General features: G+C 70.3%; 16 protein-coding genes and 1 tRNA gene. 10 read left to right on the top strand and 7 right to left on the bottom strand.

The genetic code is table 11. From position 1 onward, the window contains the following. The first annotated feature begins 48 nt into the window (after positions 1-48). The 5 genes from LQ326_RS05430 (at position 49) to LQ326_RS05410 (ending at position 6,714) form a co-directional block, all read left to right on the top strand. On the top strand, positions 49-1,632 hold the full coding sequence (locus LQ326_RS05430; protein WP_234533219.1) for an IclR family transcriptional regulator domain-containing protein: 1,584 nt from the start codon (positions 49-51) through the stop codon (positions 1,630-1,632). Positions 1,633-1,792: 160 nt separating this feature from the next. Beyond that, complete coding sequence (locus tag LQ326_RS05425) at positions 1,793-2,449, top strand: RNA polymerase sigma factor (protein ID WP_372496736.1); 657 nt, start codon at positions 1,793-1,795, stop codon at positions 2,447-2,449. Further along, entirely contained in the window at positions 2,446-3,537 is a 1,092-nt protein-coding gene (locus LQ326_RS05420; protein ID WP_234533217.1) for a CU044_5270 family protein, read from the top strand. Before LQ326_RS05425 ends, LQ326_RS05420 begins: the two co-directional genes overlap by 4 nt. A 218-nt stretch (positions 3,538-3,755) precedes the next feature. Continuing rightward, positions 3,756-4,394 carry a TetR/AcrR family transcriptional regulator gene (locus LQ326_RS05415; RefSeq protein WP_234533215.1) on the top strand — a complete coding sequence of 213 codons (639 nt, stop codon included), beginning with the start codon at positions 3,756-3,758 and terminating at the stop codon, positions 4,392-4,394. 1,102 nt (positions 4,395-5,496) lie between these two features. Continuing rightward, the gene (locus LQ326_RS05410; RefSeq protein ID WP_234533214.1) at positions 5,497-6,714 is read left to right on the top strand and encodes an acyl-CoA dehydrogenase family protein; all 1,218 of its coding nucleotides are present in this window, start codon (positions 5,497-5,499) and stop codon (positions 6,712-6,714) included. A 268-nt stretch (positions 6,715-6,982) separates the two neighbouring features. On the opposite strand, the gene LQ326_RS05405 is transcribed toward LQ326_RS05410, so the two are convergent. Together LQ326_RS05405 and LQ326_RS05400 are read right to left on the bottom strand one after the other, a co-directional pair. Continuing rightward, complete coding sequence (locus tag LQ326_RS05405) at positions 6,983-8,335, bottom strand: MFS transporter (RefSeq protein WP_234533212.1); 1,353 nt, start codon at positions 8,333-8,335, stop codon at positions 6,983-6,985. A 139-nt stretch (positions 8,336-8,474) separates the two neighbouring features. Then, a complete protein-coding gene (locus LQ326_RS05400) occupies positions 8,475-9,500 on the bottom strand; it encodes an Lrp/AsnC family transcriptional regulator (protein WP_234533210.1) in 1,026 nt (341 codons plus the stop codon). 167 nt (positions 9,501-9,667) lie between these two features. On the opposite strand from LQ326_RS05400, the gene LQ326_RS05395 reads away from it, so the two are divergent. The 3 genes from LQ326_RS05395 (at position 9,668) to LQ326_RS05385 (ending at position 12,550) form a co-directional block, all read left to right on the top strand. Beyond that, positions 9,668-11,140 (top strand): CoA transferase, encoded by a 1,473-nt coding sequence (locus LQ326_RS05395; RefSeq protein WP_234533208.1) that lies wholly within the window; start codon positions 9,668-9,670, stop codon positions 11,138-11,140. A gap of 68 nt (positions 11,141-11,208) precedes the next feature. Next, positions 11,209-12,366, top strand: coding sequence for a hypothetical protein (locus LQ326_RS05390; protein WP_234533206.1), 1,158 nt, complete (start codon positions 11,209-11,211; stop codon positions 12,364-12,366). Between the two features lie 111 nt (positions 12,367-12,477). Beyond that, positions 12,478-12,550 (top strand) — tRNA-Arg (locus LQ326_RS05385). Between the two features lie 868 nt (positions 12,551-13,418). Here LQ326_RS05385 and LQ326_RS05380 read toward each other — a convergent pair. Both LQ326_RS05380 and LQ326_RS05375 read right to left on the bottom strand, forming a co-directional pair. Continuing rightward, the gene (locus tag LQ326_RS05380; protein ID WP_234533204.1) at positions 13,419-13,907 is read right to left on the bottom strand and encodes a hypothetical protein; all 489 of its coding nucleotides are present in this window, start codon (positions 13,905-13,907) and stop codon (positions 13,419-13,421) included. Between the two features lie 46 nt (positions 13,908-13,953). Further along, the gene (locus LQ326_RS05375) at positions 13,954-14,268 is read right to left on the bottom strand and encodes a hypothetical protein (protein ID WP_234533202.1); all 315 of its coding nucleotides are present in this window, start codon (positions 14,266-14,268) and stop codon (positions 13,954-13,956) included. Between the two features lie 176 nt (positions 14,269-14,444). On the opposite strand from LQ326_RS05375, the gene LQ326_RS05370 reads away from it, so the two are divergent. Next, positions 14,445-14,819: a hypothetical protein gene (locus LQ326_RS05370; protein WP_234533200.1), complete on the top strand. Its 375-nt coding sequence runs from the start codon at positions 14,445-14,447 to the stop codon at positions 14,817-14,819. A gap of 9 nt (positions 14,820-14,828) precedes the next feature. Here LQ326_RS05370 and LQ326_RS05365 read toward each other — a convergent pair whose 3' ends face one another. Continuing rightward, positions 14,829-15,008 (bottom strand): hypothetical protein, encoded by a 180-nt coding sequence (locus LQ326_RS05365; protein ID WP_234533199.1) that lies wholly within the window; start codon positions 15,006-15,008, stop codon positions 14,829-14,831. A 121-nt stretch (positions 15,009-15,129) separates the two neighbouring features. On the opposite strand from LQ326_RS05365, the gene LQ326_RS48590 reads away from it, so the two are divergent. Then, on the top strand, positions 15,130-15,279 hold the full coding sequence (locus tag LQ326_RS48590; RefSeq protein WP_234533170.1) for a hypothetical protein: 150 nt from the start codon (positions 15,130-15,132) through the stop codon (positions 15,277-15,279). 217 nt (positions 15,280-15,496) lie between these two features. Here the strand turns inward: LQ326_RS48590 and LQ326_RS05355 are convergent, their stop codons facing one another. Both LQ326_RS05355 and cseB read right to left on the bottom strand, forming a co-directional pair. Beyond that, positions 15,497-16,714, bottom strand: a complete 1,218-nt coding sequence (locus LQ326_RS05355) for a sensor histidine kinase (protein ID WP_234533168.1) — start codon at positions 16,712-16,714, stop codon at positions 15,497-15,499. A 1-nt stretch (position 16,715) separates the two neighbouring features. Next, on the bottom strand, positions 16,716-17,402 hold the full coding sequence (gene cseB / locus LQ326_RS05350; RefSeq protein ID WP_234533166.1) for a two-component system response regulator CseB: 687 nt from the start codon (positions 17,400-17,402) through the stop codon (positions 16,716-16,718). Positions 17,403-17,716: the final 314 nt, after the last annotated feature.

Genomic DNA, 17,716 nt, shown 5'->3' with positions numbered 1-17,716 from the left:
GGAGACCACGGTGATCGCGGAAACCGTCGTACCGGAGCCGGAGAGTCGATGACCGCCCCCTTGCCCTCCTCGCCCGCGGCGCACGAGCCGCCCGCCGAGGCGGTGACGCCGTTGATCCGGGGCGTGGCGGTGCTGGAGGCGCTGACCGAGGCGGGCGGGAGGCTGAACGCGAGCGCGCTGGAACGGCGTACCGGCCTGGCCCGTTCCACGGTGGACCGGATCACCGCCACCCTCTCCCGGATGGGTTACGTCCGCCAGGACGGCCGGGACGCGGTGCTCACCCCCCGGGTGATGGAGCTGGGCAACGCCTACCTGGCCGCTCTCCGCCTGCCCGCGCTGCTGGACGGCCACGCCGACGCCCTCGCCGACGAACTGGACGAGTCGGTCTCCCTCGCCGTCGCCGACCGGGACGGCATCCGGTTCATCCACCAGGCGACCCGCCGTCGCGCGATGTCCGTCAGCTTCCGCATCGGCGACCTGCTGCCGGCCGAACGTACCGCCCCCGGCCCGCTGTTCGCGGCGGAGTGGACGGAGCGGGAATGGTCGGTCTGGCGGGCGAGGCGCGCGGCGGACCCCGCGGACGCGGGCTTCCCGGCCGTACCGCCCCGGAATCCGGCCGCCGACGACGACTTCGAGACGCGGGCCGAGGAGGCCCGGCGCAGCGGCTGGGCGCTGGACGACCAGTTGATCGAACCCGGCCTGGTCGCGGTGTCCGTCCCGGTGCGCGACCCGCGCACCGGGCGGGTGGCGTGCGTGGCGAGCGTCGTCAGCCACACCAGCCGCCACACGGCGGCGGACCTGCGCGAGACCCTGCTCCTCCGGCTGCGTACGGCGGTGACCGCGATGGAGGCGGAGCTGCGCGAGGCCGGGTCCCGGCCCGCCGAGCCGGGGCCGCCCCCCTGCGGCCTCGCCGTATGGACCACGGCCTCCAAGCACGAACTGGGCCGGGAGTTCGTGGAGTCGCTGGCCCGGGGCCTGACCGTCCTGACGGCCTTCGGGGAGGGCCGCTCGGCGCTGACCCTGACGGACGTGGCGAAGGCGACGGGCCTGGCCCGGGCGACGGCCCGGCGGGCCCTGATCACGTACGAGCACCTGGGCCTGGTGACCTCGGACGGACGCGATTTCGCCCTCACCCCCCGGGTGCTGTCCCTGGGCTACCCGCCGCTGTCCCGCACCACCCTCGCCCGCCTCGCGACCCCCCGGCTGCGCGCCCTCGCGGACCTGCTGCACGAGCCGACGGCGCTGGCGGTGCTGGTACCGGCGGCCGATCCGGCGGAGATCCAGTACGTCGCGGTGGCGGCCGCGAGCCGGGTCCTGACGGTGGACATCACGGTGGGCACCCGGCTGCCGGCGAGCCCCACGGCGCTCGGCCGGGCCCTGCTGGGCCTCGCCGGACCGGGCGGATACGCCCTGGCGGACGAGGAACTGGAGTCGGGCCTGCGCTCGATCGCGGTACCGGTACGGGACCGGACGGGCCGCCCGGTCGCCGCCCTGAACGTGGCCACCCACGCGGCCCGCCGCACCCTGGCGGACTGCGTGAGCGAGGTGCTGCCGGCCCTGCACGCCACGGCGGCCCAGGTCCAGGACGACCTCCGCACCGCGTCCCGCTTCACGAGGGTTCCGCTGTCCTGAGCCCGCCGCCTGCCCCCCGCCTGCCCATTTCCCGGCACCCGCCTGCCCCTGCCCCTCTGAGCCGCACGGGACAGAGGAACAGGGAGGACAAGAGGAAAGGAGAGCCGGATGTGACCCGGATCACGGGAAGTCGGTGCGGAGTGCCGGACAGCTCAGTGACGTGAGCACACATATGCGTACCCGGGTACGGGCCGGGGAGCCGAGCGCGTTCGCGGAACTGTTCGACAGCTACTCGCGCGCCGTCTACAACCACGCCTTCCGGCTGACCGCCGACTGGTCGGTGGCCGAGGACGTGATGGCCGCGACCTTCCTGGAGGCATGGCGGCTGCGCGACCGGGTGGACCCCGAGGGCGGCTCGCTACGGCCGTGGCTGCTGGGCATCGCCACCAACACCGCCCGCAACCAGTACCGCAGCAACCGCCGGTACCGGGCCGCCGCGAACGCCGCGGCCGCGGCCCAGCTTGCGGTGCCCGACCACGCGGACGAGGTGGCCGACCGTGTCGACGACGGGCACCGCCTCGCCGCCGCCCTCGCCGCCCTGAGCAAGCTCCGCAGACCCGAGCGCGAGGTCGTCACGCTCTGCCTGGGCGAGGGCCTGGACTACGAGGCGGCGGCGGAGGCGCTCGGCATCCCCGTCGGCACCGTCGCCTCCCAGCTCTCCCGCGCCCGCAGAAAGCTCCGCGACCTCGCCGGTCCTTCGTCGGCCGGACGCCCGGCGGAAAAATCTCGCGGAATCCGGGAAGGCGGCCGCCGCTCCCGACAGACAAGAGGTGATCACACCAACGTGATCCGGCCCGCACAGGAAGGAAGACCATGACCGTGAACACCTCCCGGAACCACCCGGCCGAGGGGGACGGCGACGCCGAGCTGCTGTCCGCCACCGCGCGGGATCTTCCGCCGGGCCGCCACCAGTTCCACAAGGAGCGACTGATGGCCCAGATCCACGACATGCGGCAGACGGAGCAGACCACGGCCCCCGTACGGGAGCGGCGCCGCAGGTTTCCCCGTCCGGCGATCGCCCTGCCCCTGACGGCGGCCGCGCTGGCGGCGGCGGTCGTCGCGGGCGTGATCCTCTCCGGCAACGGCGGCAACGGAGTGCAGGACGCCGGCCCGGCCCTCACCACCACCATCGGCGCGGCCACCACCAAGGGCGTCCCCCAGCTGCTCGGCCAGATCTCCCTGGCCGCCGCCGAGACCTCGGCCTCCCGCCCCGCCGCCAAGCCCGGCCAGTACATCTACATCAAGTCCGAGTCGGCCGACAGCTACGTCAGCAGCGTGGACGGCAACTCCTCCCTGGCCAGCCACCCGCTGCACACGCGGCAGGTCTGGCGGTCCCCGGACGGCACCAAGGGCTGGCTGATCGACCCGGCCGTCAACAAGAGCCCCGAGGGCGAGACCCTGTCCCTCCCCGACGAGCAGGGCAACACCCCGAAGCCGTCCCTGAACGGCCCGTCGTACGACTACCTCACCAAGCTCACCACCGACCCCGACAAGCTGCTGGCCAAGATCTACACGGAGACGAAGGGCCAGGGGAACTCCCCTGACCAGGAGGCCTTCACCACCATCGGCGACCTGCTCGGCGAGAGCTACCCGCCGGCAGAGCTGTACCCGGCGCTGTTCAAGGCCGCCGCGAAGATCCCCGGGGTCGTCGTGGTCAACGACGCGACGGACGCGGTGGGCCGGCACGGGGTGGCGGTGGCCCGGCTCGACGGGACCAGCGGTGAACGCGAGGAATGGATCTTCGACAAGAAGAGCCACGTCTTCCTGGGCGAACGCTCGGTGCAGGTGCGCAGGAACAGCGGCACCGACAGCCTGATCACGCCCGGCACCGTCCTCTTCACCAGCGCGATCCTGGAGCGCACGGTCGTGGACGGCATCAAGCAGACGCCCGCGGCGAAGTCCTGACCGCCGTCCGGCCCGGGCACGCCCCTGCCCGGGCTCCGACAGGCCCCCCCGACGCCGCGGGGCCTGTCGGCATGCGCGGGCGGGTACTGCGCGGCTGGTAATGCAGGACCCGACAGACGCGGCGAGGGCCGGTCCCGCCTTCTCCCCGGTGCCTGCCGGACCGGCCCTCCGCGCGGATCCGAGCCCTTCGGCGTTTGCCGGTTCCTTAAGATGCCCCCATGGCTTCCACCACTCGACGACGCTCCAGCGCGGCCGACCGACGGTCCGCCCTCGAACAGCGGATCCTGTCCGTGCTCGAGGAGCTGTTGCGCGGTGGTGTGACCTACACCGAGCTGAGCGTCGAGCAGATCGCCCACGCCGCGGGCATCTCCCGTTCCACGTTCTACCTGTACTTCCGCGACAAGGTGGATGTCCTGCTGCGGCTGAGCGGCTCGCTCAAGACGGAGAGCTTCGCGATGGCGGAGGCCTGGCGGCCCTGCGGTCCCGACGGCGGGCTCGACGGCCTGGCCCGTACCTACGAGCTCATCATGCGGCACTATCGGGAGCACGCGGCTCTGCTGTCGGCGATCAACGAAGTCGCTACGTACGACCCGGCGGTCCGGGAAGCATGGACAGCGGACCAGGACCGTTTCATCGACAACACGGTGACGGTGCTCAAGGAGGAGCAGCAGGCCGGCCGCACCCCCGCGGACATCGACCCGGAGCTCGCCGCAAGGATCATCGTCCAGGGCGGCGGTCAGGTCATCGCCCAGCAGATCTCCGGCAGCGACAAGGACGACGCCGAGGTCGCCCACGAGCTGGCAGCGGGCTACTGGTACGGCGTGTACCGCCGCTCCCCCGGAACGAGTGCCGGCTAGCCGACGGCCAGGCAGGCCGGAGGGCGCCCACTGTCCCTTCGACCAGGCTCGGACCGCGTCTTCCGCGCAGTCGTCCCCGGCAGAGTCGTCCCCGGCAGAGTCGTCTTCGGCAGAGTCGTCTTCGGCAGAATCCCAGGGTCTGTCCGCCGCTGCGGGTCGAGGGCGTGAGCCACGACGCCGCCTCCTTCAGTGTCGTCCCGTACGCCCTGCGCCTCCTGGCTGTCCTCGAAGTAACGGCCGGTTACGGCATCCAGCAGCGGCGACGCGGCGAGCCGACCGACACCTCGACTGCATTGACGACTGGCCTCACGCGAGAGCGGACGGCGTGCGCAAGCCGTCGGCGCCACCCGTGCTCGTTGTGGCAGTTGCACAGTACGTTGGACACTGTGTCTGATCACCTTTAGGGTCCTTCACGAGGGCCGATGGGGCACATGGCTCTTCTGGCCGATCCGAAAGTGACTTTTCGTGACTGATGGGGTTTCCCGTCCGACTCTGCTCCTGGCGCATGAGGCATGGCACGGCGGGTGGTGCTGGCACGGCCTGAGGTCAGCGCTGGAGGCCGACGGGCGGGCCGGCATGCGTGACGACGGCCCCCTGATGGTCGTCGCGCATTCATACGGCGGCGTACCGGTGAGCCAGGCCGCCCCCGAGGCGGGGAACATGTCGCGCAGCGTCTGCCTGGCGGCACTCCGACTCGATGCCGGCGAGAGCCTCTCCGGCTTCGCCGACACGCCTCTTCCACCGGAGCCGCGCGAACACGAGCCCGCGCCGAACGACCCAGCGCCGAACGAGCCCGTGCCGAACGGCCCCGGCCTGAAGCCGAGTAGGCCGCCGAGCAGTTGGCGCCGCAGAGCACGAAGTCTTCCCGGACGACCGGGCACTGCCCGCAGAGGCCCGGCAGGTGCTGACCGAAAGGTCCGATGAGGCCCACCGGATCGAGGGTGACCACTCGCCGTTCCTGTCGAAGCCGGTAGAACTCGCCGCTCTCCTCTCGAGGATCGCACTCGACGAGTCGACCGGCTGAGTCCCGGGCCGCAGCCCTCACACGAACACTCACCCCACTTGATCACTTGACAGTCAACCAGCGCAGAAGGAGAACGTGATGAACAGCGACAGTCGTCAGGACGAGACGAGTGTGCCGTCCAGGGAAGGGTTGAGGACCGAACTCGTCGGCCGGGCGATCGCCCTGCAGCCGCTGCTGCGCGACCAGGCGGCGCGCGGCGAGTCGGACCGCGTCCTGCCGGTCGAGGTCGTCGACGCGCTGGCCGATGCGGGCGTCTTCCGGCTGCTGACTCCCAAGCGGTACGGCGGCCATGAGACCGACCTGCGGACCCTGACGGAGGTGTCCGAGGCTCTCGGCGAGGGTGACGGCTCAGCCGCCTGGGTCGGGATGATCATCGCGGTGACCAACTGGCTGGCGTGCCTCTTCCCGGAGAAGGCCCAGGAAGAGGTGTTCGGGGCCGATCCGGATGCGCGCGTGACCGGTGTGGCCGCGCCGATGGGCGTGGGAGAACGGGTTCCGGGCGGCTGGCGCGTCAGCGGTAGGTGGCCGTACAACTCCGGCGCCCCGTTCGCCACCTGGGCCGCGGTCGGTGCACTGCTGAAGGACGACGGCGGAGCGGTGGTGGACCAGGTACTCGTCCTGATCCCCGCCTCCGAACTGGCCGTCGAGGACACCTGGCACACCGCGGGTATGAAGGCGACCGCCAGCAACACCCTGATCGGGCAGGACGTGTTCGTACCCGATCACCGGGTGCTGTCGGTTCCCGCTGCCGCGGAGGGGTCCTACCCCCGCGCGTCGCGGGACGAGGCGCTGTACACCTCGACGTTCGGGCCGATGCTGTTGCTGTGCCTTGTCGGACCGCTGCTCGGACTGGGGAAGGCGGCACTGAACGTGGCGGTGGAGGCGGCGGAGGAGAAGCCGCTGTCCTTCACCGTCCACGGTCGGCAGGCCGACTCGGTGGGCGTCCAGATACAGCTGGCCGAGGCCGCGCTGAAGCTGGAGACGGCCCGCCTGCACACCTACCGGGCCGTCGCCGAAGTAGACCAGGCCGCCGCCTCCGGCGGTCCGCTGGACTATGCCGCGCGTACGCACGTCAGGGCCCGGGCCGGCTTCGCCGCACAGCAGGTGCTCGACGCGATCAGCACTCTCCTGAACGTGCACGGCGCGTCCTCGTTCGCCGACACCGCCCCTCTCCAGCGCATCTGGCGTGACGCGGGCGTCGCGGCGCGCCACGCGGGCTTGGTCCCGGCGGTCGGCCTGGAGGTCTACGGCAAGTCGCTGCTCGGCATCGGCGAGCGAGTGAGCCTGATGCTCTGAACCCGAACCAAGGTCACACCGTACGGCGCCCTCGCAGCACTCCGTACGGCGCCCTCGCAGCACTCCGTACGGTGTGATTCCGGGCGTCAGGTCTCCGAGCGGTGCGCGAGGTACGGGGAGGGTTTTCCCCAGGCAGCCGTCCCCGACCCGGACGTCCTGGTCAACAACGCCGGCGGCATCCCCGCCGGCGCGATCCACCAGGTCGACGCGCAGGCCCGGCGGCATGCCTGGGACTCAAGGCATGAGCGTGACCGGCCTGTCGTGGCTGTCAGTCCGGCAGGGTGGCGCCGGTCTCGGGGACGAGTCGGGTCAGCAGGATGCCCGCGAAGAAGGGGACCGCGGTGAGGGCCAGGGGCAAGGCCAGGGAGTGCGTCACGGAGATGCCGTAGGCGATGAGCAGGGTGCCCACGGCTGCGGCCCACCGGGAGAGCGTGGTGGTGAAGGCGAAGGCGGTGGCACGGATGCGGGTGGGGTACTGCTCGGGCAGCCAGATGGTGAAGACCGCGAAGTTGGCGCCGCCGAAGCCCAGTACGGGGGCGAAGAGGAAGAAGGCCGCGATGTCGTCGCGGGGGTAGGCGTAGGCGTACGAGCCGAGGATGCCGACGATCATCAGCACGTAGAGCAGTACCAGCGTGCCGCGCCTGCCCAGGCGCCGGGTGAGGGCCGGCACACACCAGCAGCCGACGATGGTGGACAGGGATCCGACGAGGGTGATCAGCGACGCCAGACGCGTCGCGTCCCGGCGCCCGGCGGAGTCGGCCATCGTGCTGACGGCGGTGGCCCCGAAGGTCGTGCCGGCCCACAGTCCCATGACGCACACGACCAGCAGGACCAGGTTGCCCCAGGTCCGCGCCCGGTAGGACGGTCCGAGAACGGTGCGCAGCGGCGCCCACAGGGACCCGGCCTCCTGCCCTGTCTGCCGCCGGTGCGCTTCGAACCGCTCCGGCTCCTTGACGCCGAGGCGCAGGAACAGCACGAGCAGTGCGGGGGCGAGGCCGAAGAGGAACATGCCCCGCCAGCCCAGGGTGTGGCCGGCCGCGAGGTAGAGCACGCCGGTCAGCACGGCACCGACGTACGTCGCGGAGTGCAGGAGACCGCCGAGGCGTACCCGCAGGCGTTCCGGGACGGACTCGGCGACCGCGGTACCGGCCAGCGCCCATTCGCCGCCGACGCCTACCGCCGCCAGAAAGCGACAGGCCATGAAGATCCAGAGGTTGCCCGCGGCCCCGGCGAGCGCGGTGAAGACCGAGAAGGTGAGGATGCTGCCGATCATGGCGGGGCGGCGCCCGTACCGGTCGGCGACCGGTCCCCAGATGAACGACAGACCCCAGCCGGCCAGGAAGACCGCGGCGCTCAACTGGGCGTAGACGCCGACGTTGGTGCCGGTCGCGGCAACGCCTGATTTCGGCAGGAGTTCGGCAAGGGCGGGGGAGGCGACCAGCGCAAAGATCGCGATGTCGAATCCGTCCATGGCCCAGCCACCGACCGCGGCGGCGAACGAGCGCCGTGCCCGGCTCGTCATGTGCCTCGGTGCGGCGGTCCGGGAGGAATCGGGAACCGTGGGCGGCTCGTCGGGCGAGTCGACCGGTGAAGTACCGTTCGCCTGCGGTGCGTTGATCATGGTCACTCCGTCGTGTCCGGCTGGCGGCCCCGGGCCTGTGGTGGGGCTCACGCCTGACGACAGATGGTGCGATCGCTCCGCTCGCCGGTGAGCGGGGTGGTGGAAACTGCCGTCTCCGGGCATCCGGTGACGGAAACCGTCACACCGGGGCCCAGATGTCGACGGGGATCACCGAGGTGGCGTACCCGTCCTCGTCCAGCATCCGGCCCCAGGACTTCACCGACCGCAAGACGACCTCTCGCTCGGCGATGCGGACCTGCGGCCAGCTCCCCCGCATCCGGCGCAGCACACCGTCGAGGGCATGCAGACCGTGGAGCTGGAGGGTGACGAACAGGTTGGCTTTCCCCACCACTGCCAGGCAGACCCTGGTCTGAGGCCACTCGCCCAATTGCCGCCCGACGAGCTCCAGTTGCTCGTCCGGCACCTGGAGCCAGAGCGCGACCTGGACCGGCCAGCCCCCCTGCGGCCGGACGAAGTCGGTTCGGAAGGTCAGCTGACCCGAGCGCAGGAGTGCCGACATCCTCCGCTTGACGGCCTGCTCGGACTTGCCGAGCCGTTCGGCGAGGGTGCGGTACGCGGCACGTCCGTCGTCCTGGAGGGCCAGGAACAGCTCGCGGTCGAACCGGTCGGGTACCCGGTCCGGTGCCTGCTCCTGGTCCTCGGGCTCCTGGGCCCGCACCGCACCGGCCTGAGCAGCGCTGATCGCTCCCAGCCGCCAGTGCCGGCCGCTGAACACCTCGGTTGTCACACTGGTGCGCACCCGGATCAGGCCGGGCACTGCGGGCATCCGGTCCAGCACCAGACCGGAGAGCGTCCGGCTGTCGCCCGCCGCCACCAGCGCGTACAGGTCCCGGGTCCCACTGACCAGATGCACGCTGAACACCTGCGGCAGCGCGGCCAGGGCCGCCGCCGCCCCGGCGACGCGACCGGGCGCGCATTCGGCCTCGAACAGGGCACCCACCAGCGGCATCCGCGGGCCGGGCGCCGAGGACACCCATGCCTGGCCCGCCTCGGCCAGTCGGCGCCAGCGCCGGCCCGCGGTCACCGCGGACACACCGAGGGCGGCACCCAACTGCTCGAAACTGGCGCGCGGGTTGACGTGCAGCGCGTCCAGCAGCATCACGTCGTCCTCGTCCACCCACCGTCTGCCACTCGGATCCGTCATGCCGCCAGTGTGGCCGACGGCCCGGTCCGGTCAAATCCGGAGCGGGTGGCGGATTCCTGCACCGGATCGCTCACGAACGCTATTTCCCTTCGATCGGGGCCCGATATGCCTGCTCGAAGGAGGCTGATTCCCCGACCAGCCGACGATTCGGGAACAGAGGCGCACGCATGCCGCAAAGCACCAGCACCAGCACCAGCACCAGCACCAGCCGGGAAAGCCACTTCGACGCGGGCGAGGCGTTGGAGAGCCTGCTCGCCGATGTCGGTCTGTCGACGGCGGCGACCGGGGGGCGCGTCTCCTTCTCCGGCCAGGACCCGATCGTGGCCGCCCGCCACCGGCTCGGCGCGGCCATCGGCATCCCCGTCATGGCGAGCGCCGTCGGGGCCGCCGCGCTGTGGCGCCGACGCACGGGCCGTTCCCAGGACCTGCACCTGGACCTGCGGCAGGCCGTCCATGGGATCACCCCGCATGCCTTCTGGCACCCCACCCTGAACGGTGAGATGCCCCCGCATCCGCTGGTGGCCGACAACCCGTTCCTGCTGGACTCCTACCGCACTGCGGACGGCCGCACGGTGATGGCCTCCGGGGTCTACCCGCATCTGGCCGCGAAGTGGTGCCGGTTCCTCGACGTGCCGCCGGACAAGGAGAAGGTCGCCGCCGCCATCGCGAAGTGGGACGCCTTCGAACTGGAGGAGGCCGCGAACGCCTCCGGGCTGCCGTTGTGCGTGGCCCGCACGCCGGAGGAGTGGCTTGCCCACCCGCACGGCGCCCTGCTCGCGACCCAGCCCGTCATCGGCCTGGAACGCATCGGCGACGCCCCGCGCCGCCCCCTCGGTCCGGCCGACCGGCCGCTCGCCGGCGTACGGGTCCTGTCCTTCACGCACGCCATCGCCGGGCCCACCGTCGGCCGCACCCTTGCCGAGCAGGGCGCGGACGTGCTGTGCGCGACCCGTCCCAACGACTACGAGCACGACTTCATCTACGACGAGGCCAACATCGGCTCCCGCAGCGCCTACGTCGACCTCACCAAGGAGGACGGCCGCAGGCTCGCGGACACGTTGCTCGCCGACGCCGACGTGGTCGTCAACAATCACAGGGGCAGCAAGCTGGAGAAACTCGGCCTCGATCCACGGGAGTTGGCCGAGCGTCACCCGGGGCTGATCAATGTCTCGGTCACCTGTTACGGCTCGACGGGCCCCTGGGCCGACCGCGGCGGGTTCGACATGAACGGCTCCGCCGCCTCCGGACTCATGGCCCTCGAAGGCACTCCCGAAGCGCCCAGGCTGCCGATCACCGGCATGATCAACGACTTCATCACCGGCTACATGGGCGCCGTCGGCGCCACCGCGGCCCTGTACCGGCGGGCCACCGAGGGCGGTAGCTGGCACGTCACCGTGAACCTCACCCGCACCGCCATGTGGTACCGGACCCTGGGCCTCGTCGACCCCGCGGACGCCGGCCGCGACGAGGAGCACACCCTGCGCGACCCCGCCGCTTGCGACGCCGACACCCCCCTCGGAGCCGTCCACATGCTCGCCCCGCCGGTCGCCTTCTCCCACACGCCGGCCCGCTGGAGCGACCCCATCCTCGTGCCGCGCGGCTCCAGCAGCCCGAAGTGGCTGCCGCGGACGGCCCTGTAGGTCGGTCGAGGGAGCCGAGGAAGTCCTCGACCAGGTCCGCGATCACCGTGGCCCCGCGGCTCCGACGGATGAGATCCGTCGTCAGCCGCAGGCCACGCCGCCGGGAGGTCGCGTCGAACGCCTGGCCCAGCAGGAAGTGCCGCATCGCCGTCCGCCTGATCGGCGCCGCGCCGTACCGGAAGGCAATGCGAAGAGGGATGCCGCGAACCAGGCACGCCGCCGTACTCGGGCTGCTCCTGTCCGGTCTCCACACGAGCGAGATCAGCCTGGCCGCCACCACCGATGTAGATCTCGACAACTCCCGGGTTCGGGCGGTGGGGGCTGCCCGGATCACCGCCCGTCATTGCCCGCTCGAGGATCCGTGGTGCTGGGAGGCCCTCCGCCTGCGCGCCGAGTATGTCCAGCACCAGTCGAGCTGCGACCGCCCTGAAACGCTCACCACGAGCGGTCTCGCCCCCGCAAACCAACTGCAGTCCAGTGTGTGCACGGCCTTCGGTGAGGTCGTACGCGCCAGCGGAGTCGCCCCGGAAGGCCGGTCCGCCACACCGCAGGACGTTTCCATCCGGCTCGCTGCGAAGATCCACTCGGAGACCGGTCAGATCGCGGATGTCGCGCTGCGCCTCGGGCTCTCCTCGCTGAACCGCGCCGCTACGAATGGCGACCATCAGGGAAGGGGGCTGATGGGGACGCCGAAACGACGCCCTGCCGCCTCCAAGCCCAATCTCAGGTCCAAGAAGAAGCCGGACTACGTCATGGGCCCGACGCCCAAAGACGTATTCAGCTTCAGCCGCCCCGAACCTCCCGGCCCTGCTGCCCGGGCCCTCCCCGCGCTGGAGCGTCTGGAACTTCTCGTCGCCAACCCTGACCTGTACGACGTGACAGACAAGGTCCACCCCGGACGTGCTCCGGGAACGCCAGGCCGTCGCCCCGCGTACTCCCCGTTCGTCTACCTGATCCTTCTCGCCTCGATCTCGATCTCCGACACCGCCGAGGTGGCCTGTGCCAGCTTTCAGCACGAGCACATGGGGGGAGATCGCCCGCGCGGGCGTCCGACAGCAGAACTCCGTGGCCCTCGGCATCACCCGCCGGACACGGTAGCCACGAGGCCGGTCGGTGCGCGTCACCGCACGACACGCTCCGCCGGCCGATGCAGAGGGCTCGCCACACAGCGGCGGGGCCACACAGCAGCAGGGCATGCCGCCTCGGTGTGCTGCCGCAGCCGCTAGACTGTGCGCGGTGCACCACTCCGGTGGGGCGCCAATGGATGTCTGGGGCCTTCAGATGTCGGAATCCGTCCGATGCGGGCGGATTTCCAACACCTTTGCCCGCACATCCCCGCCTTCGTAGCTCAGGGGATAGAGCACCGCTCTCCTAAAGCGGGTGTCGCAGGTTCGAATCCTGCCGGGGGCACAACAAAATGCTGGATAATTGGACATAGCACCCGTCGACGACGATCGCGGCGGGGTGCTTTTGTCCTAGACGGGAACCCCACGGGAACGACACGATGAGTAACGAGCGATAACTCTTCGTTGATTATCTCATGGTTGCTTTTTGTAGCTTCATAATGATCTAGGGGGAATTGCCAGCTCCGGCGAACTGCTCCCTGGGCGATGCCTGAGCGGGGCGGAAGCGCCTGGCTCGCGCATCTGGAGAATCCGCTGGCGAAAGCGGCGCTCACCGCTTCGATCTGGTTCGGTGCACAAGCCGGACAGTGCAGGTGCGGAGCAGAGGTTCCGAAACCCTCGGCGGGCAGGGGCCGGGGTGAGCCGTGCGGGCTCGGCCGGCCTCTCCCCCGGGCGGCGGAGATCCGCCGCGGCAAACGTATGTCCTGGCACGGGTCACGTCCCATGCGTCCGACACAGCGATCTATGAGCAGCGCGGCATCGTCGTCTCGCTGAGAGAACCCTCCGGGCCACTGGACGTGCGCACGACCTTGTGCGTGGAACTGGCTGGCAACACCTACGGGGACTACGACACGACCCAAGACGGGGGCAGCCCGGACTGGAGCAGCATCCGCGTCACGCTGAGCAAGGAGATTCCATGCTGAGGGCTGGTTTCGGGGGCAGTGGCCTCGTTGAAGTCAATTGGATGCCGCGTCGGCGCAGGCGTCCAGAAATGCGGGGCTCGGCCCGAGGGTGATCTTGCTGGCACGATCGGGCCCGCTCGGGCCGACCGATCACGCGCGCCGGACATCGGGCGGCCGGAGCCCTGCCCGGCGAGCACATCAGCTCGCCGGGCAGTCTGTCGTTACCGGCCGCATGTGGAGTCGGCTGTCGGGTCAGAACTTCTTGAAGGCGACCTTCTTCCCCTGCTTGTCCATCGGTTGGGGCGTGGTCAGCAGCGTTCCGTCGGCCTTGCTTGGCCACCCCGGTGGTTCGATGAAGAACCAGTAGCGGCCGGAAGGCAGGCCGCTGCCGTGGGGGAACGGGACGGACTTCACCACGGTGTGGCTTGCCACTTTGATCGCGGTGGCATTGTCCGGGAGCGGTCCGTACACGACCACGGCGTTTTCCGCGCCGGGCTCCTGTCCGCCTGACCAGTAGCCGTCGGATGGGTGGTTCCTGTCGAAGCCGCAACCTCCGGACGACCAGTCTTCGCCAACCTCTGGCCCCTTGGGGCTGTCCACCATCAGGCACAGCCCCTCGTCGCTCAAGTACGCGTCCAACTGCCAGCGCACACCATGGGTGACATGCTTGGACAGCAGGATGTAGTCGGGGAGGTGAGGGCCCTTTGCTGAACAGCCGGCCAGAAATGCGGATACCAGCAAGGCGACCGGTCCCGTAGCGAGTAGGCGTCTCATGGCGTCGACCTCATCAGCTCTCGGTGGGCTGGGCGGCCCACGCATGCAGGTGGGGGTTGGCTCTCTGCCAGCTGATAGCGTCTTTGACCTTCCATATCGGCTCGTTTCTGTGCTTGTTAGAGTGCTGGGTCACGTAGACGTTGCTTCCGGTGACCTTGGTGATGACCGCCGCGTGGCTGATGCCCGCCGAACTGGTGCCGGTCCAGTTGACCCAGACGATGTCTCCAGGGGCCGCGTAGTGCGGGGACTCGAAGCCGGCGCCCTGTATCTTCTCGAACTGGTAGAGATCATGGGCGACGGTCCAGGAGTGGCTCCAGCTGCGCCCCAAGCGGCTCTCGAAGAACCAGTACTTGTCGTTGGACGTGCTGGAGTGCTTGCCCCGCGCTCGCCACCGGCGGCTTCGCGGGTGAGCGGCTGAGCGTCCTCTTCGGCGGGCCGCATCACTCCCTGCCCAGCTTCGCGCGAGCAGGGGTCAAACCGGGGGATGTCATCCATCCGATCCGCGTGTTCCGCAAGCAGTTGTGGGTGCTCGGCAGCATGGAGGTCGGACGCCTGCTGGACTACGACACAGTCGGTGAGCACCTCGCCATGGAGGACTACGTCCGGCTGATCCGATGGGGGTTGCTGAAGACCAGCTGCGTCAGTGAGGTCCTCGTCGGCCCACCCGGCACGCCGCTCGACTTCGGCCTGCCGGTCCCCGGGGATCTGCTGACCCGCCTCACCTACCGGTCGCGGCGCAGCGAACGGCAGATCAAGCACGTTGTGGACGGAGAGCTGCGCAGAGCGGCGAGTGTGCACGGGATCTACCGCCTGGCCAGGGCTCGCCCGCCTGTCACAGTTGACCGCGATCAGGCCACCCCGCCCCGCAACTATGCTTGACGCATCAAGTCAGTTTTGGGTCTGCTTCTCGGGCTTCTGCTGCGGGGGGCCTCGGGTCGGGGCCGTGTCCAGGGTGAGGGTCGTGAAGTCCTTGTCGGTCTTCGTGACGATGACCTGCTGGACCTGCTGCTCCGGGGCCGTGACGCCGGTCTGCGGGTCGGTGGCCAGGACCGTGTCGCCGGCTTTCACCTTGCTGATCGGTTTTGATGTGCCGTCGGCGAGGCGGACGCCGGTACTGGGGACGAAGCTGTGGACCGAGCATGCCGCCGCGTGCCCTCGAACCCGCCCCCGGAACGGAAGGAGAGCCCGGATGAACAAGATCGAGCAGATCACCGGTCGCCCGCTGCGCGAACACCGAACTACCATGGCGCTCTACCTCGCCTGCCTGGCGGACCGGTTGGGCGGCGGCACCGATCCCGCCGTGCGATCACATCGCGGGGGCGTTGAACTGCGCCGGTGAAGACGCCCGGCGGCTCACCGGCCGACGGGAAGAGGGCGTGGGCGAGATCAGCGTGCCGGGCGGATGGCGGACAGTACGCCGAATCCAGCGGGATCGGGCCCGCAGCACAGTGTGTCCGGGAGGTGCCTCATGACCGCCGAGATGGTGGCCCCGGCGTGGATGTCCGATGACGCCGCGAAGATCTGCGGCTCGGGCCTCGGGCGAACCGGGGCGTCGGTCAGCCGGACGGGAGGCGTAGTGTGGCCGTCGCACCTCCGTCGGGCGGATTGGCGAACTCCAGACGCGCCTCGATGACTTGTGCCTGGCCCAGCGCGATCGTCAGCCCGAGGCCATGGCCCTGGCCGCGCTCGACCGCTCCGGTTCGGAAGCGTTGCGGCCCGTGCGCGAGCAGTTCTGCCGGGAAGCCCGGGCCGTGGTCGCGTACGACTACGGTGGCGCCGTCCACCGTCACTGTGACCGGTGCCCGCCCGTGCCGGTGGGCGTTGCCGACCAGGTTCGCGAGGATCCGGTCCAGCCGCCGCGGATCGGTGCGTACTGTCCCGGCACCCGCCGCCGACACCCGCACCGTCAGCCCCGTGCGCCGTACCGAATCCTCCACCAACTCGCCGAGCGGAACGGGCACCGGCTCAGCCTGTTCCGCGCCCGCATCCAGCCTCGACACCTCCAGCAGCTCCTCAACCAGCGTGCGCAGCACCCGGACCCGGTCCCGCACCAGATCGGTCGCCTCGCTCCCGGGCAGCAGTTCCGCCGAGGTGACCAGTCCCATCAGCGGCGTCCGCAGTTCGTGCGCCACGTCGGCGGTGAACCGCTGCTCGCTGCGCAGTCGCCGCTCCAAGCTGCCCGCCATCTGGTCGACGGCCGCCGAGATGTCCGCAATCTCGTCCCTGCCCCACCCTGGGCCGCCGGTCCGTGCATCGAGTTCACCGTCGCTGATGCGGCGCGCGGTGGCGGCGACCCGGCGCAGCCTCCGGACCAGGAACCCGGTAGCCAGCGCCGACAGCGGCAATACCACGGCCAGCGCCGCGATCGCCGCATACACGATGTGCCGGTCGAGTGCCTTACGGCTGAGCCAGTCGAGGTCCATGGCGACGCGGACGCCCGTCCATCGGCCCTTGGACTCCTGGGCGGCCCACATCCAGGGCACATGAGCCACACGTGTGTCGTACCAGGTCTGGGGCCTGCCGTCGGCCTTGCGTACCTTGTCGCGGAGGGTACGGGGCAGTTCGTCGGGGCTCCTGATGACGGGTTCGTACGCGCCGGGCTCTCGCTGCACCGCGTCGGCGAGCTGGGCGAGGGCCTTGGCCCCACCCTCCGCGATCGAGCGCTCGTACGTCGCCGTGTGCACGAGGACACCGATGACCAGGGCGACCACGCAGCAGGCGGTGGCCACCAGAGCGGTGATCTTCCAGCGCAGCGAGGCGAAGGGGGGTGTCATGTCAGCGCACCAGCTTGTAGCCGAAGCCGCGGACCGTCTCGATCCGCTCGGCGCCTATCTTCTTTCGCAGCCGTTGCACGCACAGGTCCACGACCCTGCTGTCGCCGTCCCAGCCGTAGTCCCACACGTTGCGCAGCAACCTCTGCCGCTCCAGCACGATCCCCGGATGCGCGGCAAACTCGAGTAACAGCCGCAGCTCGGTCGGTGTGAGGACCACGGGCTCGCCGGCCACGCGCGCCTCCAGCCCCTCCGTGTCGAGCGTCAGGTTCCCGAAGGTGAGTACCGGGTGGCCGTCGACGATCGGCTCGTCGCGGATGAAGGTGGCTCTGCGCAGCAGCGCGCGTATTCGCGCCACCAGGACCGGGGGCTCGACGGGCTTGACGACGTAGTCGTCCGCGCCTGCCTCCAGTCCCCCGACCACGTCGATCGAGTCGCCGCGCGCAGACATCATCAGGATCGGTACCAAGCTGGACTCCCGCACCCGTCGGCACAGTCCGATGCCGTCAAGGCCCGGCAGCATCACATCCAAGAGAAGCAGATCGTGTCCGCCCGTGCGGAACAGGTCCAGCCCCGCCAGCCCGTCCTCCGCGGATGCCACCGTGTAGCCGTAGCGCTCCAGCACGAGCCCCACGGCCCTGCGGATCACGGTGTCGTCCTCGACGAGGAGCACGTTCACGGACTCGGACACCTGCCTCACCTGCCCTGCTTGTCACCCATTCACGATTCAGCGGAACCAGCAGCCACAAGAGTAAGAAAGTCAACCATCAGAAGCTGACCGAAGCGGGGACCGGGCGGTGATCGCTCCCGGTGCGCGGTAGCGTGCATGCCGCCACGGGCTCGACCCCTTGCGTGAACAACTGGTCCAATCCGCACCACCGGCAGCGCCGCCGGTCAGGTGGAACCGAAGCCCGCGCCGGCCACCTGCTGCGCCGACCGCGTCACCGGGGTCACCGGGGTCAATGTGTCGGGATCGCGGTGACCGTGTATCAGCCACCGCGGAGC

It is taken from the genome of Streptomyces shenzhenensis (genome assembly GCF_021462265.1).
GTDB classification, from domain to species: Bacteria; Actinomycetota; Actinomycetes; order Streptomycetales; family Streptomycetaceae; genus Streptomyces; species Streptomyces shenzhenensis.
Note: the sequence above shows the minus strand (reverse complement) of the source record. Positions and strands in the feature narration are given on the sequence as shown.